28 protein-coding genes are annotated in these 25764 nt (G+C 39.0%); 1 reads left to right on the top strand and 27 read right to left on the bottom strand.

Annotated features, from left to right (window positions below; all coding sequences use genetic code 11):
- Positions 1-6: 6 nt before the first annotated feature.
- From FGG15_RS06230 to FGG15_RS06205, 6 genes are all read right to left on the bottom strand, one after another.
- Positions 7-759: a shikimate dehydrogenase family protein gene (locus FGG15_RS06230; RefSeq protein ID WP_138834316.1), complete on the bottom strand. Its 753-nt coding sequence runs from the start codon at positions 757-759 to the stop codon at positions 7-9.
- Entirely contained in the window at positions 713-1750 is a 1038-nt protein-coding gene (locus FGG15_RS06225) for a DUF368 domain-containing protein (RefSeq protein ID WP_138834313.1), read from the bottom strand. The genes FGG15_RS06230 and FGG15_RS06225 overlap by 47 nt, the downstream gene beginning before the upstream one ends.
- A 17-nt stretch (positions 1751-1767) precedes the next feature.
- Positions 1768-2685 carry a DUF368 domain-containing protein gene (locus FGG15_RS06220; protein ID WP_138834311.1) on the bottom strand — a complete coding sequence of 306 codons (918 nt, stop codon included), beginning with the start codon at positions 2683-2685 and terminating at the stop codon, positions 1768-1770.
- 28 nt (positions 2686-2713) lie between these two features.
- Positions 2714-4114, bottom strand: a complete 1401-nt coding sequence (locus FGG15_RS06215; protein ID WP_138834309.1) for a tetratricopeptide repeat protein — start codon at positions 4112-4114, stop codon at positions 2714-2716.
- Between the two features lie 86 nt (positions 4115-4200).
- Entirely contained in the window at positions 4201-5394 is a 1194-nt protein-coding gene (locus FGG15_RS06210; protein WP_138834307.1) for an aspartate aminotransferase family protein, read from the bottom strand.
- Between the two features lie 55 nt (positions 5395-5449).
- Positions 5450-7150 carry an OstA-like protein gene (locus FGG15_RS06205; protein ID WP_138834305.1) on the bottom strand — a complete coding sequence of 567 codons (1701 nt, stop codon included), beginning with the start codon at positions 7148-7150 and terminating at the stop codon, positions 5450-5452.
- Positions 7151-7383: 233 nt separating this feature from the next.
- Between FGG15_RS06205 and FGG15_RS06200 the strand changes: the two genes are divergently transcribed.
- Positions 7384-9396 carry a hypothetical protein gene (locus tag FGG15_RS06200; RefSeq protein WP_237561756.1) on the top strand — a complete coding sequence of 671 codons (2013 nt, stop codon included), beginning with the start codon at positions 7384-7386 and terminating at the stop codon, positions 9394-9396.
- Here FGG15_RS06200 and FGG15_RS06195 read toward each other — a convergent pair whose 3' ends face one another.
- The 21 genes from FGG15_RS06195 to FGG15_RS06095 form a co-directional block, all read right to left on the bottom strand.
- The gene (locus tag FGG15_RS06195) at positions 9397-9798 is read right to left on the bottom strand and encodes an OsmC family protein (RefSeq protein WP_138834301.1); all 402 of its coding nucleotides are present in this window, start codon (positions 9796-9798) and stop codon (positions 9397-9399) included.
- Between the two features lie 24 nt (positions 9799-9822).
- Positions 9823-10317: a GNAT family N-acetyltransferase gene (locus FGG15_RS06190; protein ID WP_138834299.1), complete on the bottom strand. Its 495-nt coding sequence runs from the start codon at positions 10315-10317 to the stop codon at positions 9823-9825.
- 72 nt (positions 10318-10389) lie between these two features.
- The gene (locus FGG15_RS06185; protein ID WP_202619527.1) at positions 10390-11895 is read right to left on the bottom strand and encodes a sulfatase family protein; all 1506 of its coding nucleotides are present in this window, start codon (positions 11893-11895) and stop codon (positions 10390-10392) included.
- Between the two features lie 64 nt (positions 11896-11959).
- Positions 11960-13408, bottom strand: coding sequence for a sulfatase (locus tag FGG15_RS06180; RefSeq protein WP_138834296.1), 1449 nt, complete (start codon positions 13406-13408; stop codon positions 11960-11962).
- A gap of 9 nt (positions 13409-13417) precedes the next feature.
- Positions 13418-13987: a class I SAM-dependent methyltransferase gene (locus tag FGG15_RS06175; RefSeq protein ID WP_138834294.1), complete on the bottom strand. Its 570-nt coding sequence runs from the start codon at positions 13985-13987 to the stop codon at positions 13418-13420.
- A 13-nt stretch (positions 13988-14000) separates the two neighbouring features.
- The gene (locus tag FGG15_RS06170; RefSeq protein ID WP_138834293.1) at positions 14001-14867 is read right to left on the bottom strand and encodes a YihY/virulence factor BrkB family protein; all 867 of its coding nucleotides are present in this window, start codon (positions 14865-14867) and stop codon (positions 14001-14003) included.
- 98 nt (positions 14868-14965) lie between these two features.
- Entirely contained in the window at positions 14966-15538 is a 573-nt protein-coding gene (locus FGG15_RS06165; protein WP_138834290.1) for a sugar O-acetyltransferase, read from the bottom strand.
- Between the two features lie 196 nt (positions 15539-15734).
- Positions 15735-16232: a VOC family protein gene (locus tag FGG15_RS06160; RefSeq protein WP_202619526.1), complete on the bottom strand. Its 498-nt coding sequence runs from the start codon at positions 16230-16232 to the stop codon at positions 15735-15737.
- A 75-nt stretch (positions 16233-16307) separates the two neighbouring features.
- On the bottom strand, positions 16308-17123 hold the full coding sequence (locus FGG15_RS06155; RefSeq protein ID WP_138834287.1) for an AraC family transcriptional regulator: 816 nt from the start codon (positions 17121-17123) through the stop codon (positions 16308-16310).
- Between the two features lie 16 nt (positions 17124-17139).
- Positions 17140-17691: a GNAT family N-acetyltransferase gene (locus tag FGG15_RS06150; protein WP_138834285.1), complete on the bottom strand. Its 552-nt coding sequence runs from the start codon at positions 17689-17691 to the stop codon at positions 17140-17142.
- A gap of 227 nt (positions 17692-17918) precedes the next feature.
- On the bottom strand, positions 17919-18215 hold the full coding sequence (locus tag FGG15_RS06145; RefSeq protein ID WP_138834283.1) for an antibiotic biosynthesis monooxygenase family protein: 297 nt from the start codon (positions 18213-18215) through the stop codon (positions 17919-17921).
- Positions 18216-18582: 367 nt separating this feature from the next.
- The gene (locus FGG15_RS06140) at positions 18583-19026 is read right to left on the bottom strand and encodes a VOC family protein (protein WP_138834281.1); all 444 of its coding nucleotides are present in this window, start codon (positions 19024-19026) and stop codon (positions 18583-18585) included.
- 156 nt (positions 19027-19182) lie between these two features.
- Positions 19183-19806, bottom strand: coding sequence for an FMN-dependent NADH-azoreductase (locus tag FGG15_RS06135; RefSeq protein ID WP_138834279.1), 624 nt, complete (start codon positions 19804-19806; stop codon positions 19183-19185).
- 63 nt (positions 19807-19869) lie between these two features.
- On the bottom strand, positions 19870-20451 hold the full coding sequence (locus tag FGG15_RS06130) for a Crp/Fnr family transcriptional regulator (RefSeq protein WP_138834277.1): 582 nt from the start codon (positions 20449-20451) through the stop codon (positions 19870-19872).
- A gap of 85 nt (positions 20452-20536) precedes the next feature.
- The gene (locus FGG15_RS06125) at positions 20537-20887 is read right to left on the bottom strand and encodes a nuclear transport factor 2 family protein (protein ID WP_138834275.1); all 351 of its coding nucleotides are present in this window, start codon (positions 20885-20887) and stop codon (positions 20537-20539) included.
- Between the two features lie 126 nt (positions 20888-21013).
- On the bottom strand, positions 21014-21385 hold the full coding sequence (locus FGG15_RS06120; protein WP_138834273.1) for a nuclear transport factor 2 family protein: 372 nt from the start codon (positions 21383-21385) through the stop codon (positions 21014-21016).
- 114 nt (positions 21386-21499) lie between these two features.
- Complete coding sequence (locus FGG15_RS06115) at positions 21500-22681, bottom strand: porin family protein (RefSeq protein WP_138834270.1); 1182 nt, start codon at positions 22679-22681, stop codon at positions 21500-21502.
- 185 nt (positions 22682-22866) lie between these two features.
- Positions 22867-23331 (bottom strand): hypothetical protein, encoded by a 465-nt coding sequence (locus tag FGG15_RS06110; protein ID WP_138834268.1) that lies wholly within the window; start codon positions 23329-23331, stop codon positions 22867-22869.
- Positions 23332-23488: 157 nt separating this feature from the next.
- Positions 23489-24250, bottom strand: coding sequence for a hypothetical protein (locus tag FGG15_RS06105; protein WP_138834266.1), 762 nt, complete (start codon positions 24248-24250; stop codon positions 23489-23491).
- 71 nt (positions 24251-24321) lie between these two features.
- Entirely contained in the window at positions 24322-25029 is a 708-nt protein-coding gene (locus FGG15_RS06100) for a hypothetical protein (protein ID WP_138834263.1), read from the bottom strand.
- A gap of 129 nt (positions 25030-25158) precedes the next feature.
- The gene (locus FGG15_RS06095; RefSeq protein WP_138834261.1) at positions 25159-25719 is read right to left on the bottom strand and encodes a hypothetical protein; all 561 of its coding nucleotides are present in this window, start codon (positions 25717-25719) and stop codon (positions 25159-25161) included.
- Positions 25720-25764 lie beyond the last annotated feature (45 nt).

Below are 25764 nucleotides of genomic sequence, written 5' to 3'. Positions count from 1 at the left end.
TACCATTTATGGTGTGTTCCAAATCTCCCAAGCTTTTTCCGCCTGAAATTCCAACATTTGCTGCCCATTGCAAATAGCCGCACCTTGGGCCTCTCCTGAAGCAAGAAAAGCCGTTTTTGAAGGATTATAGATCAAATCAAACAGAAGGTGTTTTTCTGAGATTAAGGAATAGGGTATATCCGGTTTTTCACTAAGGTTTGGATATGTACCCAGCGGTGTACAGTTTATGATTACTGTATGGTCTTCCATAATTTCCCTATTCAATTCCTCGTAGGTGAATTGGTTCTCTTTTTTGCTGCGGGAAACAAACTGGTGCGCAAATCCCAATTCGTTCAATACAAAACGAATCGCTTTTGATGCACCTCCTGTGCCCAAAATCAGGGCTTTGGTATGATGCGCTTGTAAAAATGGCTCCAAGGATTTCTGGAAGCCATAAAAGTCGGTGTTGAATCCTGTTAAGCCCTGTGGGCCAAACTTTATCACGTTGACCGCTCCAATTGCGCTGGCGGTATCATCCAACTTGGAGAGAAAGGGAATCACCTGTTCCTTATAGGGAATGGTGACATTCATTCCTCTTAGGGATTTTTGTGTGACCAAGGTTTCAAAGTCCGAAATCTGGGGAATGTCAAAATTTTCATAACTATGGTCATCCAATCCCAATTCTTGAAACTTCTTTGTGAAATATCCTTGGGAAAAGGAATAGCTGATGTTCTTACCGAGCAGCCCGAACCTGCTTTCTTTCTTTTCTGTTTTTTCCATACCAATCCAGTGCTAATAAAACCAAAATTCCCAAGATTACAAATACGACGGCCCACCAGGTTTCCATATTAGCCAAATCAGGAAGGTAACGTTCGTAATTGTGAATCACTTTATCCCCGTTGCTATCCAATAAGGGATTTCCGAGGGCGTCCATTTTGAACATGGTACGTTTCCAAGGCCATAGAACCCCTAAAGAACCTGTGATAAAGCCCAAAATAACCGCTGTTGACATTTTCTTATAATGTTTCAGAACGTAACTCAGCAAATGGGAAAAAGTGACCAATCCGGTGGCTGATCCCAAGGTGAACACGGCCAAAATCTTTAAGGTCTGCATTCTTTTGGCATCCTGCATGAAACCAAAATCGCCGCTAAACATTTCTGAAATGGTATCGTAAAGGGCATTGACGGAATCCACAAGCAGCAACACATAATTTCCCAGCAGGATAAGAATGAACGAGCCGGAAAGTCCAGGTAGGGTCATTCCGGAAACACTGATAATCCCACAGAAGAAAATAAAAATCAGATTGTCGTTTTGCGTTGCTGGACTTAAAAAACTGATGGAAATCCCCACAATTAGCCCAATAATGCCGGAGGTAACAGTACGTTTGTTCCAATGATCAAAATCTTTCCCTATATAATAAATAGAACCTAAGATCATTCCGAAAAAACCAGCCCAAACATAGAGTTCTTTTTGTTCCAAAAAGTAATCCAATACACGGGATATGCTAAAATAACTGATAAGCATTCCAGCAATCAACAACAGTAAAAACTGACCGTTTGTATAGCGGTAAAAACTCTTGAAACGTCCGTTGACCAAGAGTTTAAAAGCTTTGCCATTGACTTTTTGAAGGGAATAGATAAACTCCTCATAAAAACCGCCCACAAAGGCCACAATGCCGCCAGAAACACCTGGAACCTTGTTGGCTGCACCCATACAGAGGCCTTTTATGACCAAAAAGAAATTGTCAAGAAATGTTCTTGGCTGATGCATATGGGAAGGTGTTTATCTTATTTTTTGGAAGCTGTTCTTTCCAGGATAAAAATAAGCGAAAAACCAACAATGGCTAGGATAATGGCAGGTAATAGCTGGCTATTCCCTTCAAAGGCTGATGGCCAAACATTTACGTCGTCCACAACAACAGTTTTATCGCCGAAGGTCTTGGTCTCCAATACCTTTTTCCAAGGCCACACCTGGTTTATGGAACCAACAATTAAACCCGTAAGCACGGCAAATGTCTGGAATTTGTACTTGCTCAACAACCACTTTAGGACTTTGGAGAAACTAAGGAGCCCAATTACCGCCCCTGAAACAAAAACCAACAACTTCTTAACATCCACATCGGCAATGGCGGTACTTAAGGTGGTGTAAGCGCCCAAAAGGATTAATATAAAAGTCCCTGAAATACCTGGCAAGATCATGGCACATATGGCTATAGCGGCGCAAACAAAAAAGTAGACTTGGTTGTCATTCACCTCTGCACTGGGCAATGTGGTCAGGTAATATCCCAAGCCAATTCCCAAAATTAGAAATAGGATCATTGCCAAATTCCATTTGGGAATCTGTTTGCCCAAATACCAAATACTTGCCACTATTAATCCTAAGAAAAATGACCAAATTAAGATGGGATGGTGCTCCAGAAGATATTTGGCCAATTTCATAAAGGAAACGTAACTGATCAATACGCCGGCTCCCAACGCCAATATAAAATTCCCGTTGGCTTTTGACCAGAACTCTTTGAATTTTCCTTGAAACAATAGTTTGATCAATCCAAGATTGATGTTACCAATGGTTTGCACTAGCTCTTCGTAAATTCCAGAGACCAGAGCAATGGTTCCACCAGAAACTCCAGGAACCGCATCAGCGGCACCCATGGCCATACCCTTTAGTGTAATCAACACATAATCAATTAATTTGCGTGCTTTCATGAAATGATGAAGTAGGGAATGCCCTAATTTAGGTGGATGTTTTTTTAATCTCGGAAACTAGGTTGCGCAGCCAGGCCACTTTCTGGAATTCAGGGAATTCCTCTTCAAAAAGTTGCAATTTTTCAATATCCATATGCATGGCTTGGGCCAGTTTTTCCTTGGCGTTCAACACCTCGTTGTTCTTTAAGTACACGCCTGCCAGTTTATAAACCAATTCGGCATTTTCAGGATAAAATTCCAAACCTTGCACGAGTACCTGGATGGATGATCCAAAATCCCCAACTTTTCTGAGCACTTCTGCCCAATTTAACCAAGTGTCCAACTCGTAATTTCCCAAATCAACAGCTTGTTTATAAGCAAAATCGGCTTCATCAAAGTTGTTGAGTGCTAGATAAATCTTTGCGCTTTTTTTCCAATAAATCGGGTTTTCCCCATCAATATTGATGGCCTTGTTGATGTAGTACAATGCCCGTTCATAGTTTTCCAGTTTGCTATGAAAGTCCGTGATGGCCAACCAGCCCTTATCCAACAAGGGATCCTCATGTACGGTGTTGTAATAATAATATTTGGCCAAATCGTTGTTTCCCAATTTTTCATGGCAACGCCCAATACGTAAGTACGCATGGGAAGTTGGGTCTTCTATAGAAATAGTGGTTTCGTAATTTTCAATGGCCTCGTTGTATCTGCCCAACTTTTCCAGCACCTTGGCTTTTTCAAAATAAGCGCCAATAAAAGAATCATCAGAAATAATGGCAAAGTCAAAGGAGGTCAAGGCCTCGTTATACATTTCCTTGCTGAAGTAGATTTTTCCCAGCTGGTGCCAGGCGACTTCACTATAGGGATTGCGCTCCAAATACTGGTTGAGAAAATGAATGGCCCCATCAAAATCTTCCAAAAACTCATAGCAGTAAACCACGTTATACAGCGATGAATAATCGGCGTCATCAAACTCCACGCATTTCATAAAACTTCGCTTGGCCTTCTCATAATCGTCCATAAAAAGGTATTCCATGCCTAAAAGGGAATGGATGTCAAAGTTCTCGTCGGTAAGGTGCAGGGCTTCCAAAAGCAGATTTACAGCTTCTTGGTGATTGTCCTGTTTGGATTGAATATTGGCCCTTTGAATAAAGATTTCTTCGTTATGGGCATCTATGGTCTGAAGTTCGTCCAACAAACGTTCCGCTACTTCGTATTTGTCCTCAAAAACCAATACCTCTACCCGAAGCAATTTAAGCTCCAAGGAGTTGGGATGCTGCTCCAAACCAATTTGGATAGCCTTTTTTCCTAGGGAGATTTTGCCGTTGTTCAGGTAATGGTGAATGATTTCCTCGAAGTCCTCTGCATCAAAAAAATACACATCATCTGTTTTGAGCATGGACTCAAATTTACTGATGGATTTTTCCGGAAATTCGTTAGAATCTAACGCCATAGTAACGTATTTGGTTTAACTATGGACTTAAAATTAGCCCTTTGGAGCTATCAAAAAGTCCGATTTTGGGGGATGTTATCAACAAATTAGTTAACAGCAGTAGGCTTAAAAGCGTCTAAAATGCTAATGATTTGGTCGCATCCTTCAACAATTTCTTCTTCCGAAATGGTTAGTGGTGGAGATATCCTGACCGCTTTGGGCTCAAAGAGCAGCCAAAACAGGATCAATCTCTGTTTGGCCGCAGTCAGCACCAGATAATTAGCAATTTCCTTGTTTTTTAGTACCAGGGCGAGCATTAAACCCTTCCCCCGTATTTCATTAATCAAAGGATGTACCAAACGGGATCGAAGGATCTTTTCTTTTACTAGGGTTTGTTCAATAAGCTGATTTTCAGTGATTTCCTTTAAGGTTGCCAAGCTGGCAGCCGCTATGACCGGATTTCCGCCAAAAGTGGTGATATGCCCCAATTTTGGACGCTCTTGCAGGGAATCCATAATCTTTTTGGAGGAAACAAAGGCGCCCACGGGGAGACCAGATGCCATTCCCTTGCCAACGACCAAAATATCCGGGACACAGTTAAAATGCTCAAATGCAAAGAGTTTTCCTGTTCTTCCAAATCCCGGTTGAATCTCGTCCAAAATCAACAAGGCACCAACTTCGTTGCATCGCTTCCGAACCTTGGACAAATAATCGTTTTGTGGCATGATGAAACCTGCTCCTCCTTGAATGGTTTCCAATACTACCGCAGCGGTTTTATTGGTGATTTTTTCCAAATCTTGGATGGCATTGAATTGGATAAAGGAAACATCGGGAATCAGGGGTCTAAATGCACTTTTTCGTTCTTCGTAACCCATCAAACTCAAACTGCCCATGGTGTTGCCATGGTAGGCCTTATTGGCCGAGATAATCTGGGTTCTTCCCGTGAACCTTCGCGCCAATTTAATGGCTCCTTCGATGGCTTCTGTTCCCGAATTTACCAGATATGTAGATTCTAAGTTTTTGGGTAAATGAGAGGCTAAAAGTTTAGTGTAATCAACGGCTGGCTGTTGCACATATTCCCCGTAGACCATCACATGCATGTATTTTTCAGACTGGTTTTTTACCGCGTCCACCACTTTTGGGTGGCAATGCCCTAAACTACAAGCTGAAACCCCGGCCACAAAATCTAAATGAGGCAAACCTTCCTGATCATAGATATAACTGCCTTTGGCATGGGAAACCTGCAATCCTAACGGATGGGGAGTGGTCTGCGCCTGATATTTTAAAAAGTCTTCTTTCACCTTAGTTCAATGAACAATTATCAGTGGGTAATTAACAATTGACAATGAGCAATTATCAATTACTGTTGGTGACTTTGGTCTTTTTGGGCTTGGTTGCGGTTGCATTGGGTTTTTGGTCGGTGTCCAGAGGTAGGTTTCCGCTCCGTTCTTGTTCCTCGGTATCAATGTCCACTGGATTGTCAATGCCTCGTATTTTAACCAATTCAACATTGTTATCGTCTTCGTCAAAAATGTCATCCTTGGAAAGAATGCGTTCATCCCCCCGCCAAACAAAACCTTTTAATTTTCTGCTTTCTTCTGGTAAATCGGTTTCCGGAAAGATATCCCCGTCAGGGTTTACGAAAAACGTAATGTCCTCAATATCGCTATTGGCCATAAGCAACCTGATCTTGCTGCAGATGGTCTTGTCAATTCCGATGAGTTCGTCGTCATCATTGTACATGTAATAGATGACTTCGGTGTTTTGTATCAAGTCGATAATTTTGAGCTCATTTTCTATGAACTTGCCAAGGAGGTTTTTGCCTTTTGCCTGATTGTACCCTTTTTTTCCTATGGTGTCCGCAGAAATGATAAAGGCATTTTCAAGCACTTTGAGCGAATCCAGTTTCTCTGTTTCCAAATCAGAAATTAGGTGGATGCTGTCTCCAGTAATTTGATTCTCCAGGTTCCAAAGAATGGGATTGGTGATCAACTGGGTAATACCTGTTTTTTCCTCGGAATGGATGGAATCGCATTTTCCGCTTAAATCCGTTTTGTAGAATTTCGCATTTCTAAATGCTCTCACAATGCGGGACTCTGGCTTCCCGGTTACCATGAGGGTGTCGCCATGAATATATAATGAGTCTTGCTGAACCAAATTAATAGCCACCGCACGCTTGGTGGCAAAGACGGAGTCTTTTTCCTTGAATACTTCGGCATAATGGGCTTTTATGACCCCATTGTTTACCGTGTCTGTCACCTTGATATTGTTCGTGGCGGAAGCAAAGGAGCTGGTTTTGTCAAAATAGACACTATCACCTTCAATGATACGGTCGTTGTAATCTATCCTCGTATTTTTTACGCCGTAACCCCGCTCTATTGTGGTATCATAAAATCCTCGCTCACAGTAGATTTTGTACTCTTCGCCAACTATAGTGGAGGGGCCGTACATATAAGCGTTTTTGGAAAGGCGGTAGTAATCCAGTTGTTCGGAATCAATAATGTATTCTGGATTGTCTATATGCACATTTTTCCGAAACTGCACTTTCTTGAGTTTCATGAAGTAATTTCCGATGATACTAGTGAGCACATTTGCCGAATCCACTACCTTACCACCAGAGCGATAGTAGGAGAGCTGGTTTTCCCTATCAAAATAAAGTGTGTCTGTGGTCAGGGTCATTTTACCATCGGTAAGATCCACATTTTCCCAGGCCTTGGCGAGTTTGGTATTGCCATCATAGTCCATTTTTCCACTATTCATTTCAATGGAATCCCCTTGTTGTAAACGGATGTTTCCAATGGCTTTTAGGCGGTTCTCTTGGTTGTAAAAAATGGCTACATCACACCATAGGTCGGCACCTTGGTGCTCAAACTGTACCTGTCTTTCATCATCTTTGCTAAAAATGGACGCTCCGGGGAAATTTTCCTCGTCCTTGGTGAAATTGGCTCCGTAAACAATATTGATTTGCCTTCCTTCTGCCTGTTCAGGTTGCTCCTGACCCAAAACAGGGAATGCCATCAGGATCAAAATGAAAAAAACTAGTTGCCTCAATACCATAAATTTTGTCCAAAAGTAGGCTTTTTAGGAAAAGTAAGGGATAGGATTTAGAAAGCTTTGGGATAATTTAAGTCCAATGCCATAAACCCCTGGAGGGAGAAGTTGGAACCCGGAACGGTTAGGTGTATACCGGAGCATTAATCCGTTCAGGGATGCCCTCCGTCGATTTTTGCAGGTAGAATTATTTTGAATTTAATTTCTTGTTGATCCAAATACAGAATCCTATGCATTTTATGATCAGACTCACCATTTTGGTGGGAAGTGCGATTTGTTTAATTGCTTGTGCTGATAACAGCCCCAAGCTTCCGGAATATATTCAAGAACATCCCTTGGAAATTTCTGTTTTGAATGAGGAAGGAGCTGAAACTGAAATCTATGTGGAAGACAGGGGAGAGGCTTCCAAGCAGGATATTACGGTAATTAAAAAAGTAACTCCAACTTTAGACGGTGGTTTGTTATATGCATATACCATAAGTGCCGAAAAAGATTTGGATATCAACCTTCATAAAACTTGGTCCGTAACCAATAGTTCTTTCCAGAAGGCTGAGTTTTTATTGCCCGGCTTTTGGTACAAACGGAACATGCGATCCCCGGAGACTGCCCCTTCCTTTAAAACCGCTGACTATTGGTCCTTTAGGGAGGACCGCATGAGTACTCCGGCTGCAATTGCATTCAATCCAGAGCTGCAACAATGGATTAAATTGGAACGTATGGATGATTTGGTGAGGGAAGAAACACCAGATTCTACAGGAGGAAAAATTAGCATTAGAACGGATATTGGGAGTCTGGGAATTGGCAAAATGGGAGAAGATCATATGCAATTGGCCGCCAATTTCCCATTTACTGAAGTACCAAAATCCTATCAATCTAAATTGAAATTGAATCCCCAGTGGAAGGCTTTTTATTCTTTGGAAAAAGGGGAAACCCTTACGGTAAGTTGGAAGGTGAGCCATGGAAACGCAGCAGATTTTACGGCCTTGGTGACCCAAACGTGGGAACAAGCGTATGACAGACACCTTCCGCGTCCTGTGGCACATAAGAAGACGGATGCTGAAATCAAGGAAATCCTTAGCAATTACTTTTATGAAAGCTATGCGGAAACCAAAGATTTGAAAGGATTTGCGGGACTTTGGTTTGATACACAAACTTGCGAGAACACAGGAGTACTCTCCGTAGGTTTTTGCGGCAAGACATTTGCTAATGCCTACAATTTATTGGAATATGGTTATGAGCAAAACAATGATGAGCACAAAGCTTTGGCCCGAAAAGTCTTGGACTCCTACTACGCCAATGGTTTTACGGATACTGGCTTGATTCGGGAGTTGGTATATGGCGAAAATGCAGAGGATGTATATACGCTTAGAAAGCAGAGTGAGGGGCTTAAAAATATATTGTTTTTGCTGGATTTTGACAAGCAACATGGCATGGAGCATCCCAAACTTGAGGAAACCATAGAGAATCTTATGCACCAATTTGCAAAATTGCAGGATGATGAAGGAGGTTTTCCAAGAAAATTTGATACCTCTTTTGCCGTATTGGATGATTCCAGGGGTAGTACACAGAGTATTATTACACCTATGATCATGGCAGCTCGATACTTTAAGGAGCCTAAATTTTTAGAAGTAGCGGTAAAAGCAGGGAACTATTCTGAAAAATATATTATAGATCAAGCCGACTACTTTTCTTCTACCTTGGATGCTAACTGCGAGGATAAGGAAGCTGCGGCCATTGCGGCTGTATCATTTTACCATTTGGCATTGACCGCACAGGAGGATATGCGCAAAAAGTATGTGGCTTTAGCGCAAAAAGCCGCGTATTTTGGATTGAGTTGGTATTACCTTTACGACGTTCCTTTTGCGGAGGGCAGTCTGCTTAAGGAAGCGGAGCTTAAAACACGAGGATGGGGAAATGTGTCCACTGAAAATAACCATATCGATGTTTGGGCCTTTGACTTTCCACATGTACTAAATTGGCTGTCCGAAGAAACCCAGGAAAAGCGGTTTGCTGAAATGTCTGAAGTAATTACTTCCTCCATCAAGGACCAAATGTTGCCTTATGAAGGACATATGGTAGGTGTTGGTAAAAAGGGATACATGCCTGAGATTATCCAACACACGGTCTGGGACTATGGAGCCAATGGCAAGGGATATCTCAATGCACATATGTCTGTTGGATGGACGGTGGCTTCCATTTGGGAAGTGCTGACACCAGGCCGATTCCAAGGTTTTATGGATAGAAACCCCTAACTATTTTGAAGTCAGAGTAACGGAAACCCCCTTGCGCAATGTGTTGTGTATTTCGGCAACCTTATCCGTGTGGGCTATAAGGGTGTCCAGAACAGATTTGGGAGCATCTCCTTCAATAGCGACTTCGTAGGTAAGATTAAAGCCAGGTTCCCCCTCGGCGGTAAACTCGCCAGATGCTTCTACTTCTACTTTGCTTAGCGTGATGTCTTTTTTTGCGGCTTCACGATAAAGGTCGTTGCAGAAACAGGTAGCGAGTGATAGAAACAAAAGTTCACCTCCATTTGCTGATGACCCAAAACCGGTTGGACGACTAGGAATATTAAGCTGGGATACTGTGCCGTTTGTATCCAACCACACTTCGTGATGATTCAAACTATTTGAAACTTTAGCCGAAATTTTCATGACAAATGGTATTAAATTACTTTATTAATCTAGCTTCCGTTCCAAAACATAATCATCCATGATAAAACCATTGCCAATATCTTGGACAATGGAATCAATATTGACAAAACCTATTTTTTCATAGGCTGCAATGGAATTACTATTGTACTTGTTAACGGTCAATCGTATTTTGTTCTTTCCCAATTTATTGGCTTGATCCTCAATAAATTCGATCGCCTTTCTACCAATCCCCTTACCCCGTTCAGAACTCAAAACATATAATTTGCTTAAGAATAGGAAGGTATCTTTTTGATTGAAGGAAAAGTAGCCCACCGGGGTATTTTCATGCTGCAACAGATAGTAGTTATATCCGTCTTTTACTTGATCTTCCATGGCTTGTGCGGACTGAAATGTATCCAACATATAACTGACCTGTTGTTCCCCAATTATTGGAGTATAATGTTCGGTCCAAATGATATGGGCCAAATGGGCAATAGTGTTGAAATCTTGTTTTGATGTAGCGGGAAGAACCTCAGTCATATTCTTGAAAGCTTGGCAAGTTTATGGCAATGTATCAAACATGGTTTGTACAATCAAATAAAGGACTTTGTTTTATTTTGATTTAGTTGGTTTTTTACCACCACCTCCGCCCAAATAGGGATAATGGTCAAAGCCATCAAAATTGGGGTTTTTAGCCCTTGGGTCATTAAGGGAAGTCAATTTTTCTTGAAGTTTCAACCTCATTTGGTTTAAAACATCGGCATATTCTACTTTAGCAGCAATATTGTTAACCTGATCAGGGTCTTTTTTCAGATCATAAAGTTCTTCTTCAGACCTTTTGGCAAAACAAAGCTCGTATGCCTTTTGATGTGTTTCATCCTTATCCTTGTTTTCAATAATGTAATCTTTGGTGGGGCCGCCATCACAATCTGCATACCATTGGTTGGGTAGGTTGGTGTTTCCCAATTCTCCGGTTCCCGCAGGCCACCAATCTTTTTGGTAATTGCGAATGTACAGGAATCGATCATTTTTGTACCCGCGGGAGGGATAACCACCCATATTTAGTTTTTCTTGGGCTGGAACATGTCTCTCACGACCAAAAACAATATCAGTCCGGTTGGGAGCATCAATGGTTCCTGACTTTGTGGACTTCAAGAGATTCACAAAGCTTTCACCTGTCATTTCCTTGGGAATGTCCACATCGGCAATTTCAAGTAGGGTAGGTGCTATATCTGCAAAGGAAACAAAATCGTCAACCCGTCTTTTGGCTTTGATTTCTTTCCCCCAGCGCACTGCAAAGGGAACGCGAACCCCTGAGTCGTAAAGATTACCCTTGCATCGAGGGAAAGGCATTCCGTGGTCGCCGGTCATGATGATAATGGTGTTTTCCAATAGATCTTGTTCTTCCAGTTGGCTTATGACAGAACCTACTAGGCTATCCCATCGCTGAACTTCAAAATAGTAGTCAGCTACATCGTTGCGCACCACATCCGATTTGGGATAATGCTCAAAGAGATGAACTTTTGAAACATCAATACCACTTTCCTTCCCTGAACCTTTCTTATAGTTTCTGTGGGGGTCAGAAGTTCCTAGCCAAAAGAAGAATGAGGCTCCTTTTGAGGTAGTTTCCAGAAAGTCCCCAAAAGTTTCATAGGCCTGGTTGGCTGGATGGGATTTATGATGTGAAATCCATTCCTCCAGATTTCCGGGTCCCCAAGTTTTCGCCTTGGTTCGCCCTGTGGTATACCCTTTGCTGGCCAACAAATGAATAAAACTTTGGTGTTCTGTTGGTAGTGTGCTCCAGAGATTTGCCCCCGGTCCAAGTTCCCAATGATACTTTCCGGTTATGAAAGCATTCCTACTTGGGGTGCAGGAAGGGCTGGTAACATACACATTGTTGAAAAGAATCCCTTCCTGAGCAATCCTATCAAAATTTGGTGTTTTAACCGCTTGATCGCCATAGGCTCCTGCATGCGGCCATCCCCAATCATCAGCAAGGCAAAATACAATATTTGGGGGTTGGTTTTGTTTCTCCTGACTTTGCGAAAGATTTGGAACAAAGCAAAGTACCATGCTCAATAGCAATTGCGCAACTAGTATTTTTCTAAAGTGCATCATATGAATCCGTTTTCCAGGGATGTACCGACCAATTGCTAGAATTTAAATCTTAGATATCCCTTGTTCATTGTACGATTTTATGTTTTTCTGGAAGCCTGGCTTCCAAGGTTTTTTTCAGTTCATCCACAAGGCCAGGATTTTCCATTGCCCTATTTTGGGATTCAGCGGCTTTGGTAGTATGATCATACAGTTCGGTATAACCATCATTATGCAGGGTGAAGCGGTGGGTATTGGTCCTAAGAGTCATGGCATTGTTGGTATATGCAACAGCCGGGTGCCCTGGTGTCCTAGAATCTTCCAAAATTGGTTTTAAGGAGGTTCCCTGTACAAATGAGGGCGTTTCAACGCCGGTTAATTCGCAAAGTGTGGGAAAAATGTCGATGGTCTCAACTATGGCCTTTGTATTGGCATTGGCGTTGTCCATTCCCGGATAATGAACGATCAAAGGGGCGCGTAACGATTCTTCAAACAAGCTGTGTTTTCCCCAGATGGCATGTTCACCCAAATGCCAACCGTGATCTCCCCAAAGCACCACGATGGTATTTTTGTCCGCTCCAGTCTTCTTTAGTTCTTGTAGCACTTTACCAATTTGTGCATCCACATAGCTGATACAAGCCGCATAATGTCTTCGTACTTCCTCAGCAAAGGTTTGATCCTCGTTTGGATCTTTATCCCAGCGGTTATACTTCATGAACTCGCCGGAACCATGCCATGTGGTTTTCCCTGCAGGTTTTTGCGAATGTTCCGGGCGTGGGATTTTGATGCTAACATAGGGCTCTAAATAAGATTTTGGTGCTCCAAACGGGAGATGGGGCTTCAGAAAACCGACAGCAAGAAAAAAAGGCTTCTCATTGGTGTTGGAAAGTTCTCGCAATTGTTTCAAAGCTTCATTGGCTATGGCACCATCAGGGTAGATTTCATCATTGCCCTCTCCACTTTGAAATACATCCATCTCTGTGGCATTTTTTCGGATTTCCCCATAAGCCAAGCCATGCATGGCACCTCTGGGATGTATCCATTCGGAAGCAGGCATCAAATGTTTGTCCCATGCATTTGGTATTTCCACTTTGGAAGAATCGTTCCAATCTTTTCCGCCCCTTCCACCAGGATGATGGGAAACTTTGCCGACAGAAACCGTTGTATAGCCGTTAATCCTAAACCATTCTGGCATACTGGGAGAAACACTTTCCTTGTCTATTGCCCAATTTTCCGCTCGATGAAAAAGCGCATAATTGTCCGCTCTTCCATATTGACCGGTTAAGAGGGTATATCGGGATGGTCCGCAACTTGGGGCGTTGACGTAATGCCTATAAAAAGACATTCCGCTACGTGCCAATTGATCTATATTAGGGGAAATGATGTGTTCTGCTCCAAAGCTTTTAAGGTCAGGTCGAAGATCATCAACACAAATCAAAAGGATGTTGGGTTTTTTTGGGTGCTGTTCTTTGGAACTGCAAGCAGTAATTAAAAGAACTGCTAAAGAAGCCCACGTCAATAGTTCCAAATTTTTCATCCTGCTATTCTATTTTTTCTTGCCAATGAGCAAAAAGGAATCCCCTTCCTCAAATTCCTTGTACGTTTCCAACAATAAAATCTCAAAATGGGGTCGGAATAGTTGCTCAAGGGCTACTTTGGTATGATAATTTACAAAAAGCCCTTTGAAAATTTCCGAACCTTCCCCTTTCCAAAATGAATGGCAGATTATACCCTTGGAATTCAAAATGGCATGTTGTCGATTTATGGACTCTGACAATGCATCATCCTTCAAATGATGCAACACTTTGTTGGAGTAGATACCATCAAACTTTTGGTTTGTTTTTAAAGTTTTGGCGTCCAAATCCAGAAACTCTCCGGTGGGATTTTCAGCTTTAAGGTGTTTTAGAAACTGGTCTGAGTTATCTGAACCTGTGATTTGATAGGATTCATTCAAAATTCTCCAATCTAATCCTGGTCCCGAACCGATTTCCAGTATTTTCGAATTTAAAGGTAGTACATTACTAAGCTTTTCAATCAATGACCTACCATTGACATCTTTGGCTAAGCGAATGTATTCTTGAACGGATTCTTGGGTTTGATAATAATTGTTCATCATTAAATTTTAACAGCTAGTCAGCAACTTCCACATGTTCTACCCTTACAGCGTTGGCATTTGGCAAGATTTCGTATCCCAATCGATTGCTGATGATTTTAACAAAACTAGCCCCAAGAAAGATAAGTTGCGATGTATAATATACCCAAAGCATCAATAAGGCCAAAACACTTGCAGAACCAAAGGTTGATGACACATGGCTGTGACCTATATACATTCCAATGCCTATTTTTCCGAAAATAAAAAGTAAAGCGGTAAATGCCCCGCCAAATACTGCTGCTTTCCAATGGATCTGGGCATCTCCCAAAAATTTGAACATTATGGCAAAAACCAAAGTGAGTACCACAAAGGAGGCTATATGCTCATAGAGGTATGTAAATCGGTAATCACTGGGCAAGTTATTCCCGTGTTTTACCAAAAAACTATTGATGGCCGTGCTGGTCAAAATAAGAAAGAACATTACAATCAAAATAAGAAAGGAAACAGTATGCTTGGACAAATAGTTAATAACACTGCTTTTAGGCTTTGCCTTAATATTCCATAGACTATTGAAAGCGTTGTGGATTTGGCTAAACATTCCCGAAGCGCTTAAGCCCAAGGTGACAAACCCGATAATAGAGGTTACAATACCATTGTGTTGAGTGTGATGATTTTTAATGATGTCCTCAATTTGCGTTGAAGCCTCTGCGCCCAAAATGCCGTTGAGTTGCCCATATATTTCTCCTGAAACAGCTTGTTTGCCAAACAAAAGTCCCAAAATGGAAATAATGATCATAATCATGGGCAACATGGAAAAAACTGCATAATAGGCCAAAGCAGCTCCTTTTTGAAAGGTGTTGCCACTAAAAAAATGATTGAAAACTTCCTTGGTAAATTTTATCATGAAGAGGTGAATGGATTAGAAATTTGCATCATAAAGTCAACGAGTTGTGTTGTAATCCCAATAGCATGGACTTGGAAACAGATTGTACCTCAAAGCCATTAGAGTTCTTTCTTTATTTCGCATGGATTCCCAAACGCTAAAACGTTATCTGGAACGTTTTTGGTCACCACACTCCCTGCACCAATGGTCACGTTATTACCGATGGTAATCCCGGGAAAAATTATCGTGTTGCCCCCGATCCAAACATTATCCCCAATGGTCACAGGTTGGGTGGAAGTCAGGTAACGTGATGATTGTCCATCTTGCAGAATGCGATCCGAAGCTTTTAAGGGGTGATTGGCGGTATAGATTTGCACAAAGGGCGCTATCAACCCGTTTTTGCCAATTGTAATCTTATTGTTGTCCAAAAACATACAATTGGTATTCACAAAGGTGTTTTCTCCAATGGAAATGTTTTCTCCATAATCACAAAAAAATGGTGCTTCGATCCAAACACCACTTCCTTTGAATCCAAACAGCTCACCTAAAATTCGCTCTCTTTCTTCAATTAATTCTGAATCGAGGTTATTGTATTTCTTTAGCAATCTTCTGGCCCTGTGATACATTTGAATCAATTCCGAATCCCTGGAATTGTAGTAATCTCCAGCCAGCATTTTCTCTTTTTCGGTCATGAAATAGTCTTTATGTGCACTTTGGCAATATTGTTTGTAATGGCATACCACTGCTTTAGACAATGGGTGCAAACCATTACAGGGAAAATCGGGCACTTTTACATAGCAATATACCTCTTTAAATACAAAAAAGGTTCGAGTTTAACCCCGAACCCTTATGGTTTAGATACGCAATTGCGAAAGTGCTTTTCAAGACCTAGTTTGGAGAATGTAACCCCATTTTATTGCCTTCCGAGTCAAGGAACAAAGCGAAAAATCCCATCTCATCTGCATGTGGTGTTTTGGGAACCAGGATCTGGCCCCCGCTTTCCTGAACTTTGTTAAGAATGGGTTGGAGGTTATCACCCCCGTTGAGGTAGATAGTTGTCCCATCCGCTGATGGTTGAAATCCTTCTCCTTTGGTAATGACCCCGGTGACCAGTTGCTCCTCATAGGGTAAAATGCCCATTTCCATATCTGGCATCTCGAATTTTTCAATTTTTATATTCAGAATATTTTCATAGAAATTGATGGCCCGGGAAATGTCTGTGGCCGGAATCTCAAAAATTGAAACATAACTTTTCATATCGTTTACATTTTTGCTTTGTGTTGCATCTGTTTGTTGTTTTTCCAATTCTGGTTTTGTTTTGCCATTGCAGGAGTAAATGACCATTGCCAATGTTATCATGGAGAGCTTAAGAATTGTTCTTTTCATGTTGTAGGATTCTTTTGTTTGGACTAAACTAAATCCCTTAGAAAAGAGGAAATTGTAAAAATGCGACAGCCAGATTTATTTGTAGAAAAGAGTGGAAAGGGCCATGTTCTCGTTCCCTAAGAATGCCGAAGGATTAATTCCCGTGAACTCTTTAAAATCTTTGATAAAATGAGCTTGGTCAAAGTATTCATTTGCGTAAGCAATGGTGGTCAAATTGTCTTCCTCCTTATTCAACAACATGTTCAGGGCACTTTGCAACCGAATTACCTTACCCAGTTGTTTGGGAGAGATACCTATTTGTTTTGCGAATTTCCTTTCCAATTGCCTTCGTTTGGATAGATCGTCTTTTAGGATTCTGCCTATGGAAGGACTTCCCTTAGATGCTAAAAGAACATCTATGGTTGTTCTTACAATTTGATCTATTGTAGATGGATTGCTAAGTTTCTTTAAAAGAAACGCTTCAATAATGGCTATCCTTTGTTGTGTATTCGTAGCTTGAACCATTTTTTCTTCCAATTCCTTAGCGGGTTTTTGTCCAAAAAGAGATTCCAGTGGGGTTTCCTTGTCCACCAAACTTTTAAGGGGAGTGTTCACAAAGTTTGCAAAACCATAGGGATAGAAACAGATGGCAAAAGTGTCAACATCACCTACGGGTTCAATGTAGTAGGATTTGGTTCTTTGTCCCATGACCATGGCGCGAGGGTGTAGGACAAATTCGCTATCGGAGATGTATCGTTTGATAGGATTTCCAAAATTGAATGTCATTTCGATAAAACCATCGGGAATTATTTTTTGCTTTTGGTTCTTGGCATCAAAGGGGACTTCCAAGGTCCAATAAAAGTTGATCAAGGCCTCCAATTCAGGGCGCGGCTGATAAGTCTGATAATTCATTGTTCAGCTGTATTTCCTAGTGTTTGGTTTTAAAATCGGTTGCCAAAATGGCAAAATGAAAATTATCGGACCAGCCCTGTTTTAAGGGTAACACCTGTCGTTTTCTACCCTCCCTGGTCATTCCAACTTTTTCCAGCACCCGAATACTTCCCAGGTTCTCAACGGCACATCCGGCCTCAATTCGATGCAATTGAAGTTCGTTAAATCCAAATTCCAAAAGTCTGTGCAAGGACTCCGTGGCATAACCCTGCTTCCAGAAATCGGAATGTAATTTATACCATACTTCTGCAATTCTAAATTTCGGAGGGCCTAAGTTTATGGCTATCAAACCTATGAATTCCCTGTTTGCCACCGATTCTATTTTAAGCGTGAAATGTTTGCTTTCCGCAATGTTGTTTTTTGCAATCCAATCCTTTACGATTTGCTCGGTTCCCTCTATGTTTTCTGGAATTCCCAGCGTGTTGAACTTGTCCGTTTCAGCTAGGGAATGCAATTCGTGGATTTTCCCTAAATCCGCTAGGGAAATAGGGGATATCAACAATCTTTCCGTTTCAAGTTTAACTTTCACAAGATGTCGTTATAAGGGACAGATACGGGATTATGTTTCATTACAGAATAATCGATTTCCATAGATAAAGGGCAAAAACAGCAAAGTCAAAGTAGCCCAAATCCAGCCTGCCGAATTACCCATGCTCTAATATAGTCCAAATGCAAAACAACGCCAAGGTCTCTGAAATGTAGACATAACTGAATTTAAATGACCGTTGTATCCAGCATTATTAATTTGTCCATTGGTTACCTTGTAAAGTCGTCCACTTCCTTAAAAATTTCCACGGAGATCCGTTCGCCCAAATCATGCATGGATTGCATTTGTGTTGGCTTGCTTTCGTTCCAAAACTGCTGCCAATCCTCCAGCGAATCCCATTTGGCAATGGTTTTTATTTGGCTGCTGTCCGCTTCTCCTTGAAGCATAAAGCTACCTTGCGCTCCTTTAACCTCCTCATGAATTTTGTTCGTGGTTCTTTTCCAGGTTTTTATAAAAGATTCCATGTGTTCTGGTGCAACTTTCCAGCTGTAGATGATTCGTATCATTTAATGTTGATTAAGTAGTACTAATATGGGATTATTGCTTAATTCGAACAAAATATTTTGTACGAATTGGTGCCAAATAGCCATCAGCTGCTTTATAAACCTACGCCAAATACATAGTAGGTCACCTCAAACCCTTCAAGCGCTTTTTTTAGATCATCAGATGGACTACCACATAAATCAGGTGAAATGGTGGACAGCGCACCCCCTCCCACAAGTGTCCCACATTTATCATATGCTGCAAAACTGCATTGGAATCTACGCAGCGTTCCCTAACCCTATAAGTTGACAAAAAATAAAAAATGTCAACTAGTGGGTTGACAAATTGAAATTAAAGCAAACGGTTTGGCTAAACTGCGTTTTATGCAGTTTAGGTGTTGTTGTGTGTAGTTTTAATTTCTGGATCATAACAAACAAATTCAACAATATTCGATTCTGGATCTTTGATAAATATGGATTTCCATTTAACCCATTCAAATATCTCAGTTACATACGCTATGTTACTTTTTTTACATAAAATCAGCATTTCCTCATAGTCTAATTTTTCAATTTCGAGAGCGAAATGATGTAATGTAGTATTCTTTTGTTGTATAGCTTTTAACTCTTCTCCAAAGGCAGTTGTGTTATTCTTTGCAAATAATGCCAAGGTTTGGGTATGGCCACCAACACCATCTGCAATTTTGAAAAAAGTATAGTTATCGGATTCATACATTAATTCAAATCCAATAGTTTTACTATAGAAATTTTTCATGGATTCCATATCATTTACTCGCAGAACTATTTCTCCTAAGCCTTTAATTTTATTTCCAATCATTTCTATTTTTATATGGCATACAACGGTTTAGTATATGAAAAGTAGCGGATTAAAAACGCTTACTTTTCGGAAAATAATATACTTATTTAAAAGCAAAAACGATTCAGATTAGTGCCTAAACCGCTATTTTTTATATACATTGTTGGCAACAGTATTTTAAATCTGTTCAATCCTTTGATAGATTTCTTTTTTAGAATTCTCAAATATTTCTCCACCAAACTCTTCATTGTCCAATGAAATTATAGAAATGTCTTTTATTCCCATAATCCCGAAAACGAATTTCAAGTATGTTGTTTGGAAATTCATATGTTCGTTTTTCTCGTTTTCCCGATAACCTGTGTCTCCACGACTTGACAGAATGAACATTTTTTTGTTTTCAAGAATTCCAACATAATCTCCATCTGGCTCGCCTGAACGGAATTTCCAAGTTTCGTTAATTCTCATAAGTTGGTCGATATAAGATTTTAGTCCACTGGGAATTGACCAATTGTACATTGGTGTTCCCAAAACATAAATATTATGTTCCTTGAATTCTTTAACTAATTCATTGCTAAACTCAACACCCGACTGGTTTTCTTTTGTTCTTTCACTTGGTTTGATGAATGCGCTTGCAATCCATTTTTCATTTATGGGCGGAATTTCCTCCAATCCAACTTCCCGATGAGTAAATTTGTCGTTAGGATTTTTCTTTTTCCAATTGTCCTCAAAAAGTTGCGTTAGTTTTCTACTGTGCGATTTTTCATTTCTTACACTTGCGTTGATGATTAATACTTTGTTCATATTCCTAAATTTTGATTATGAGACAAAGTTCTGAATTGGGAAAGTGAAAAAAATTGATGTAGTTTAAGACGCTTTGATTTTTTTACGTATTCTGCTCAAAAATTCGGCGGTAATTCCCAGATAAGATGCAATAAGATAATTTGGTACTTTCTCAGAAATTTTCGGGTAATTTTTCAAAAAATCCAAATACCGTTGTTCTGCATCAAGAATGTTATTTAAGATTATTCTCCTCTGTAAACTTCCAAGATAATTTTCGAGGATGATTCTAAAAAAGCGCTCAAGTTTTGGGATTTTCGCTAACATTTCTTGAAAAGAGTCGTAGCGGATTTGTAGCAATGTGGTCTTCTCAATCGCTTGAATATTATAAATCGAAGGCTTTTGTTTTTGAAAACTTTCAATATCTGTTGCCCACCAATTTTCAATTGCAAAGTATAGGATTTCTTCCTTTCCTGTTTCAGGGTTTATGTAAAAAGCTTTCAATGTTCCTTTAACAACAAAATTATCCGTTCTACAAGTTTCCCCGTTTCTCAATAGATAATCCCCTTTTTCAAGTATTTTTTCAGTCCAAAACGTTTCGATTAAATTTTCTTCTTCGGAACTTAATTTAATATACTTTGAAATTGATTTGATTAGTTGCTCTTTCATTCAAATTGCTGCCAACGGTCTCCACCACTTTTTCATTCCTTCATTTCCATTTGGGATGAACCACCGTCATTGTTAAGTTATATGTTTAATGATCACCTCTACCCAAGTATGCTCGGATTGATTTTATTTTTTGATGGGTATCAAAGGTTATGACATCGACCACATAAAGTTCTTCCGTAGTGTTGACGGTAATTTTAAGCTCGGCGGCCACGGTATCCTTATTTTCATAAACCGAAAGTACATCAATGGCTATGGAATCTGCCGCCCTGAAGTTTTTCCGAGTTTCATCGATTGCTTTCTCCTTTCCTTCAACCCGAATTTTCCAGTCTCTTAATACAATGTTTTCCGAAAACATCTCTTTGATACCATCCAAGTCCTTTTCCGCATATTTTTCCAGATGGTCCAGGCATAAAGCCTTGTTGGATTTTTGGGTCATAGGCTCATTTTTTTCTTTCAATATTTAATTCCATTTGCCAGAAGGTATAGCATGGGTGTCTGCTATGATTTTGCCCTTAGTCTTGGGATGAATTATGGCCATTGTTGCCTGTAGTTTTTATTAAATTCAATCCGATTTTTTGCCTAAATGTTCAGTCAACAACTTCCATTTGTCATCTTCATTTATTAAAACAGAAGTTCCAATCCCATTACCAGAAACAGATTTGTTGTTTACAATTCCAGTCCAAAAAAAGTCGAATAAAAAAACAGCAAAATTTTCTTCCCTACTCAACCATCTTACATTATCAATTTTATATTCTTCATTTTTTATTTTACTAAAATTGTTTTCAAATGCAGTCTTTACATTGTTTTTTCCAAAATGAACAGTTCCGTTCGAGAAAGTTACGCTTATAGATTTAGAAATTAGCGGTTCAATATTTTTCCAATTTTGGGTTCCTAAAGCGATTTCATAAGCTTTTATAAATTCTTCTGGTTTCATTTTACTGGAATTACTGGTAACGGTCTAGACTAACCGTACGTTACTGGTTTTAAATTACCGCTTTTTGGTTAAGCACAGACGTAAGCAATTATTACAATTGTTATCACATGTTTTTTAGAACAAGGAATATCCAAATATCATTGATATGGTATTGAAGTCAGAGTCGTAAAAAGCAAAACTGCCCAACAAATTTCTACTCGTATGGTATCTTAGCTCCAAACTATATTTGTCATTTTTCTTATACCCGAGTCCAAATCCCAAGTTGGTGGATTTTGTAATTTCCACATCAGCGCTTGAGTAGGAAATTTTGGAATCTAGAACGTTGTCCAAAATATATGAGCCATTAATAAAAAGCTTTGAACTTTCACTAAGAAAAAAATAATGCCTTATTCCCAAGGGTATTTCAATTGATTTATAGTCCACCATGCTATCGGGAGATTCTTGTTCAGCCTTGAATTGTTGGTAGGTAGGCTCAACAATAATGGACCATTTACTTTTATTAAAAGGCAGAAAAAATTCTCCCTCTACCCCAAACCTAAATCCTAATCTATTTCCAAAATCTACGTTTCTAAAAGTATTTACCTGGTTGGTAACATTTAACGAAGAAACATTCAATCCAGGCCGAACACTTAGACTGAATAAGGTTCTTTTCTGCATTTCTTGGTAATTAAACGACTCAGAACCCATACACTGGTTGTATTGAATAAATAGACGGATTAAATTTTCTTTGCTATACTTGGTTTTTTCAATACCCTTAGGTGTTATAGCAGTGCATTCCAAATTGTTTAATAACTGTTGTCTAAACGAATTGTTTTCTCCACGGATGTTATTGTCTTTTAGATAATATTTGAAAATGAGTTGTTCTATATTTTGTTGACCGTCCTTGCCGTAAAAATACCTGATTAGATTACCGTCTTCATAATAGTACAAATTGGAAGTTCCCTCAACTAGAATTTTTAAAAAGAGCGTTTCTTCTTTAAAAATGGGATTTCTAGTGGAGCTCAACTGATTTAAGTTACTGGAAGACCTATCAATTTTAACATTGGCACGTATATGTTTCGAATAATTTTGAATACTGAATTCTTTCACCGTTGTTATCCCTACTTTTATAGATTCCGAACTTTCGGATAACTTATATTTGAATTCAGTAGGATTATTTTTCCAATCAACATTTTCGATAAAACAATCAACTTTTTTTCCGCTGTTTTCAATGAAATATCCTCTTTCATAGGAAATTTGGGCATAGCAATTAAAGCTTAAAGCCAATGTTATAAAGAAGAATAGATGTTTATTCATTATTTAGTGGTTTTATTGAACTTGCCTCAGCTTCACCTCCTAAAACCTCTCCTGCTTTTTCCAAATATTTCCTCAGACGTTCATAGAGTGTTTTAGCCATATTTTTATTTTAATGAAACGGTCTCGGCTATGATTTCGTCCCGAGCCTTCAGGATGAATTATAGCTATTGTTATGCACTGGTTTTTTATTTTTCTGAATTCCACCAGAAGTAGAGAATACTCTCCTCGTTTTGGTCAGATATAGCAAAATCTCCATTCCCTTTTGGGATTCCTTTTATTGCGTTTTGTAATTCATTCAGTTTTTCTTTTCCGAACTGAATTTCAATTCCGTTATCAAGTTCTTTAATCAGCCAATGGTTTTCCAATTCAGACATTTTGCAGTTCAGAGTCAGATTCGGTTTAGATTTCCATTTAGCAGTGCCATTTTGGTTATTCGGCACATTCAGTTGCGCTTGAGTTGGTAATTCAGTTTTAATTTTCTTCTTAGTAGACCATTCACAACCAGACATTAAATCCAATAATTCTGAAAGACTTTCACTTGCTTTTAAGTCAACCGTAAAGTTCCAACCTGGAAAATTTCGGTTATTGTCTTTATAAGTCCAAGCGTATACTTTTCCGCTTACTTTATGTTTCTCAATTTTCGCTTTCATTCGGTTTACTCAACTTGTGCATAACGGTCTCGGCCATGATTTCGTTGTGGAGTCATCCGCAGGATTATTCCGCTGAAATCCAGCCGTTAGATTTATACTTTTGTTTTGGTGTGGTACAAAACCACAATGAATTATAGCCATTGTTGGGCATAGTATTTTACTCTGTTGAAAAATCTTCATCAAGAATATACTTATTCACCTTTTTTCCAATTTCAGTTAATTCATACATTCCTTTTCCGCTGTTAGAAATAATTTCATTGGATTCAAAATAACTCAAGAGTTTGGATGAAAGTTGTTCGTCTTTCGCAATTCCAGTATAGCCACCTTGGATATATTGATTTATTCTCTCCAAAGCAATTTTTAATTCAGAATTTTGGTTAATTCTTAAAGCGAGTTCTCTAAGTTCCTTTTGGTTAGTTTTAGTGGCTTTTGGTGCGTTTTTAAAGCGCTCATTTGATTCTCTTAAATCGTCAATTGTTAACTCCAATTGTTTTATTTCATCATTTTTTTCTGAAAGAAGATTATCAAATCTTTTTTCCATATCTGAAAATTGCTCTCTTAATTTAATAGATTGCTCTATAGACAATAGTTGTTTTTTCTCTATAATTTTCTTTTGGTCAATTTTCCATTGAGAAAATCTTAAGTTCAACCAATATGCACCATTTGAAATGAAAGGAATTATTGTAATTAGAATTACAGTCGAAATTAATGGATACCATACTAAAAATTCAACTTGGTTATAATTCTTTAATATGAAATCTACTTTGTTTAACTCAATTTTGTCAGAATCTACAAAAAATGTCAAGTAAACAATTCTCCAATTCCAAATCAGCCAAGAGACTATAAAAGTCCCAAAAAGAGGACTTGAAACTCTTTCATACAATATAGAATTAATCGATTTTTTAATTTCATATATCATATTCTGATATTATACCCAACGGTTAGTATAAAAAGCGTTTTAATGCTTTTTATACATTGTTGTAAGTAGTATTATTGTTTCGTTCCTATAACTATTTCCAATTTATCAGGATTGAAATTTTGACCCATTACTGGTTGAGAATAAACGGCTTGATTTACTCCGTTCACTGGGAAATTTTTTGATTCTAGAAAAGTTTTAATTTGAGTGGCATAGCTAAAAGCTTCTCCATCTCCCATTGTGCATGTGACGGTAACTGTTTGACCAGTTTTACCATTTAGTAATTGTAATAATTGACTCTGAGCTTCTTGAGTAAATTTCCTAGGTTGGGAGCTAACGTTTACAACTCCAGCCGTAATCCCACCTTGCTGATTATTGCTTGTAACATTAATCACCTGTTGAACTTCTTTTTCGGCTGTTATTTTCTTATTCAAATTATCTCTAATCCATTCTTCATGTTGAGTTTTCCAGTCATTAATTAATGAAGTTTCAAAATCAATACCATTGTTTTTATCTATCATATCAGCACAGCTGCTACAAAGAAAAATCCCATTGTTTATCGAGCTTCTTTCTTCAGAAGTTAAATCAGAATCATATCTTGGTCCGCCTTCAGAGGCAGCTGTTATATGTGCGGCTTTACCAATGTAAATAAATTTATTTTCATCTTCTTCTGAAGGAGAAATGGTCATAGCTCTGCAATTGGGGTTAGAACAAATAAAAGCAGCTCTCTTTTTTAATATTTCTATTGTTGCACCGGTAAAATCATCTCTATTACTACTCATATCATTCTTTTATTACTTACAACAGTCTCGGCTATGAGTAGTTGCACGGTTTAGCACTTAACTTTGCAAGTACACACCAAGCTGAAAATCCGTGAGGATTTTCAGAAGTAGGGGAGAACCAGCAATTATTTATAGCCATTGTTGTGTGGCGTTTTTATATCCATTTATTAATTCCCAATAATAATCCGAGTTTATTTCAATTCGGACAATTCCTTTTGATTTACTCCAATAAATTCCGTCAACGTGTCCGGAATGAGATTTTTCAGAATTTCTACCAATCCGAACCACATCATTTAGTTCAATTCCGTTTATTATTAGTTTTTCAAGGTCTAACTTGTTCAGAGTTTTTAATTCGGTGCCGTGATAATATCTTTTACCGTTCAAAATTATATCAAAACTGATTTTTGTTTCAGACGTGAAATTTTGTTTAGCAACTGTAATTATTTCATCACAATTTTTACAATCCTTGTCCGATTGTACTCTCAAAATTTCTGTGTTTTTTGCCCAAAACATATCGCCAAGATTCGGCGGATGCTCACGCACAGTTATTTCCGTAATTCGGATGGTATCTATTTCAGATTTATTTGATTTGAAAACTAAAACCTCATTTCCATTGTAAGGAATTGATTGTTTCTCTTGTTTGGTCAGCTTTTTTGTTCGAAATGGATTGGTAAATATATATCCTAACATAAATAAGATTAGGACTAGAAAATATGGAAGTAATTTAAGTCGGTT

This window comes from Flagellimonas algicola (assembly GCF_005937185.1).
Classification (GTDB): Bacteria; Bacteroidota; Bacteroidia; order Flavobacteriales; family Flavobacteriaceae; genus Flagellimonas; species Flagellimonas algicola.
This window is presented reverse-complemented; position numbering and strand designations above follow the sequence as displayed.

Bases quoted from the DNA above. Each gene is read 5' to 3' on its own strand.
- FGG15_RS06230 (WP_138834316.1), bottom strand. From the start codon at position 759: ATGGAAAAAACAGAAAAGAAAGAAAGCAGGTTCGGGCTGCTCGGTAAG.
- FGG15_RS06225 (WP_138834313.1), bottom strand. From the start codon at position 1,750: ATGCATCAGCCAAGAACATTTCTTGACAATTTCTTTTTGGTCATAAAA.
- FGG15_RS06220 (WP_138834311.1), bottom strand. From the start codon at position 2,685: ATGAAAGCACGCAAATTAATTGATTATGTGTTGATTACACTAAAGGGT.
- FGG15_RS06215 (WP_138834309.1), bottom strand. From the start codon at position 4,114: ATGGCGTTAGATTCTAACGAATTTCCGGAAAAATCCATCAGTAAATTT.
- FGG15_RS06205 (WP_138834305.1), bottom strand. From the start codon at position 7,150: ATGGTATTGAGGCAACTAGTTTTTTTCATTTTGATCCTGATGGCATTC.
- FGG15_RS06200 (WP_237561756.1), top strand. From the start codon at position 7,384: ATGATCAGACTCACCATTTTGGTGGGAAGTGCGATTTGTTTAATTGCT.
- FGG15_RS06195 (WP_138834301.1), bottom strand. From the start codon at position 9,798: ATGAAAATTTCGGCTAAAGTTTCAAATAGTTTGAATCATCACGAAGTG.
- FGG15_RS06190 (WP_138834299.1), bottom strand. From the start codon at position 10,317: ATGACTGAGGTTCTTCCCGCTACATCAAAACAAGATTTCAACACTATT.
- FGG15_RS06185 (WP_202619527.1), bottom strand. From the start codon at position 11,895: ATGATGCACTTTAGAAAAATACTAGTTGCGCAATTGCTATTGAGCATG.
- FGG15_RS06180 (WP_138834296.1), bottom strand. From the start codon at position 13,408: ATGAAAAATTTGGAACTATTGACGTGGGCTTCTTTAGCAGTTCTTTTA.
- FGG15_RS06175 (WP_138834294.1), bottom strand. From the start codon at position 13,987: ATGATGAACAATTATTATCAAACCCAAGAATCCGTTCAAGAATACATT.
- FGG15_RS06170 (WP_138834293.1), bottom strand. From the start codon at position 14,867: ATGATAAAATTTACCAAGGAAGTTTTCAATCATTTTTTTAGTGGCAAC.
- FGG15_RS06165 (WP_138834290.1), bottom strand. From the start codon at position 15,538: ATGACCGAAAAAGAGAAAATGCTGGCTGGAGATTACTACAATTCCAGG.
- FGG15_RS06160 (WP_202619526.1), bottom strand. From the start codon at position 16,232: ATGAAAAGAACAATTCTTAAGCTCTCCATGATAACATTGGCAATGGTC.
- FGG15_RS06155 (WP_138834287.1), bottom strand. From the start codon at position 17,123: ATGAATTATCAGACTTATCAGCCGCGCCCTGAATTGGAGGCCTTGATC.
- FGG15_RS06145 (WP_138834283.1), bottom strand. From the start codon at position 18,215: ATGATACGAATCATCTACAGCTGGAAAGTTGCACCAGAACACATGGAA.
- FGG15_RS06140 (WP_138834281.1), bottom strand. From the start codon at position 19,026: ATGATTGGAAATAAAATTAAAGGCTTAGGAGAAATAGTTCTGCGAGTA.
- FGG15_RS06135 (WP_138834279.1), bottom strand. From the start codon at position 19,806: ATGAACAAAGTATTAATCATCAACGCAAGTGTAAGAAATGAAAAATCG.
- FGG15_RS06130 (WP_138834277.1), bottom strand. From the start codon at position 20,451: ATGAAAGAGCAACTAATCAAATCAATTTCAAAGTATATTAAATTAAGT.
- FGG15_RS06125 (WP_138834275.1), bottom strand. From the start codon at position 20,887: ATGACCCAAAAATCCAACAAGGCTTTATGCCTGGACCATCTGGAAAAA.
- FGG15_RS06120 (WP_138834273.1), bottom strand. From the start codon at position 21,385: ATGAAACCAGAAGAATTTATAAAAGCTTATGAAATCGCTTTAGGAACC.
- FGG15_RS06115 (WP_138834270.1), bottom strand. From the start codon at position 22,681: ATGAATAAACATCTATTCTTCTTTATAACATTGGCTTTAAGCTTTAAT.
- FGG15_RS06110 (WP_138834268.1), bottom strand. From the start codon at position 23,331: ATGAAAGCGAAAATTGAGAAACATAAAGTAAGCGGAAAAGTATACGCT.
- FGG15_RS06105 (WP_138834266.1), bottom strand. From the start codon at position 24,250: ATGATATATGAAATTAAAAAATCGATTAATTCTATATTGTATGAAAGA.
- FGG15_RS06100 (WP_138834263.1), bottom strand. From the start codon at position 25,029: ATGAGTAGTAATAGAGATGATTTTACCGGTGCAACAATAGAAATATTA.
- FGG15_RS06095 (WP_138834261.1), bottom strand. From the start codon at position 25,719: ATGTTAGGATATATATTTACCAATCCATTTCGAACAAAAAAGCTGACC.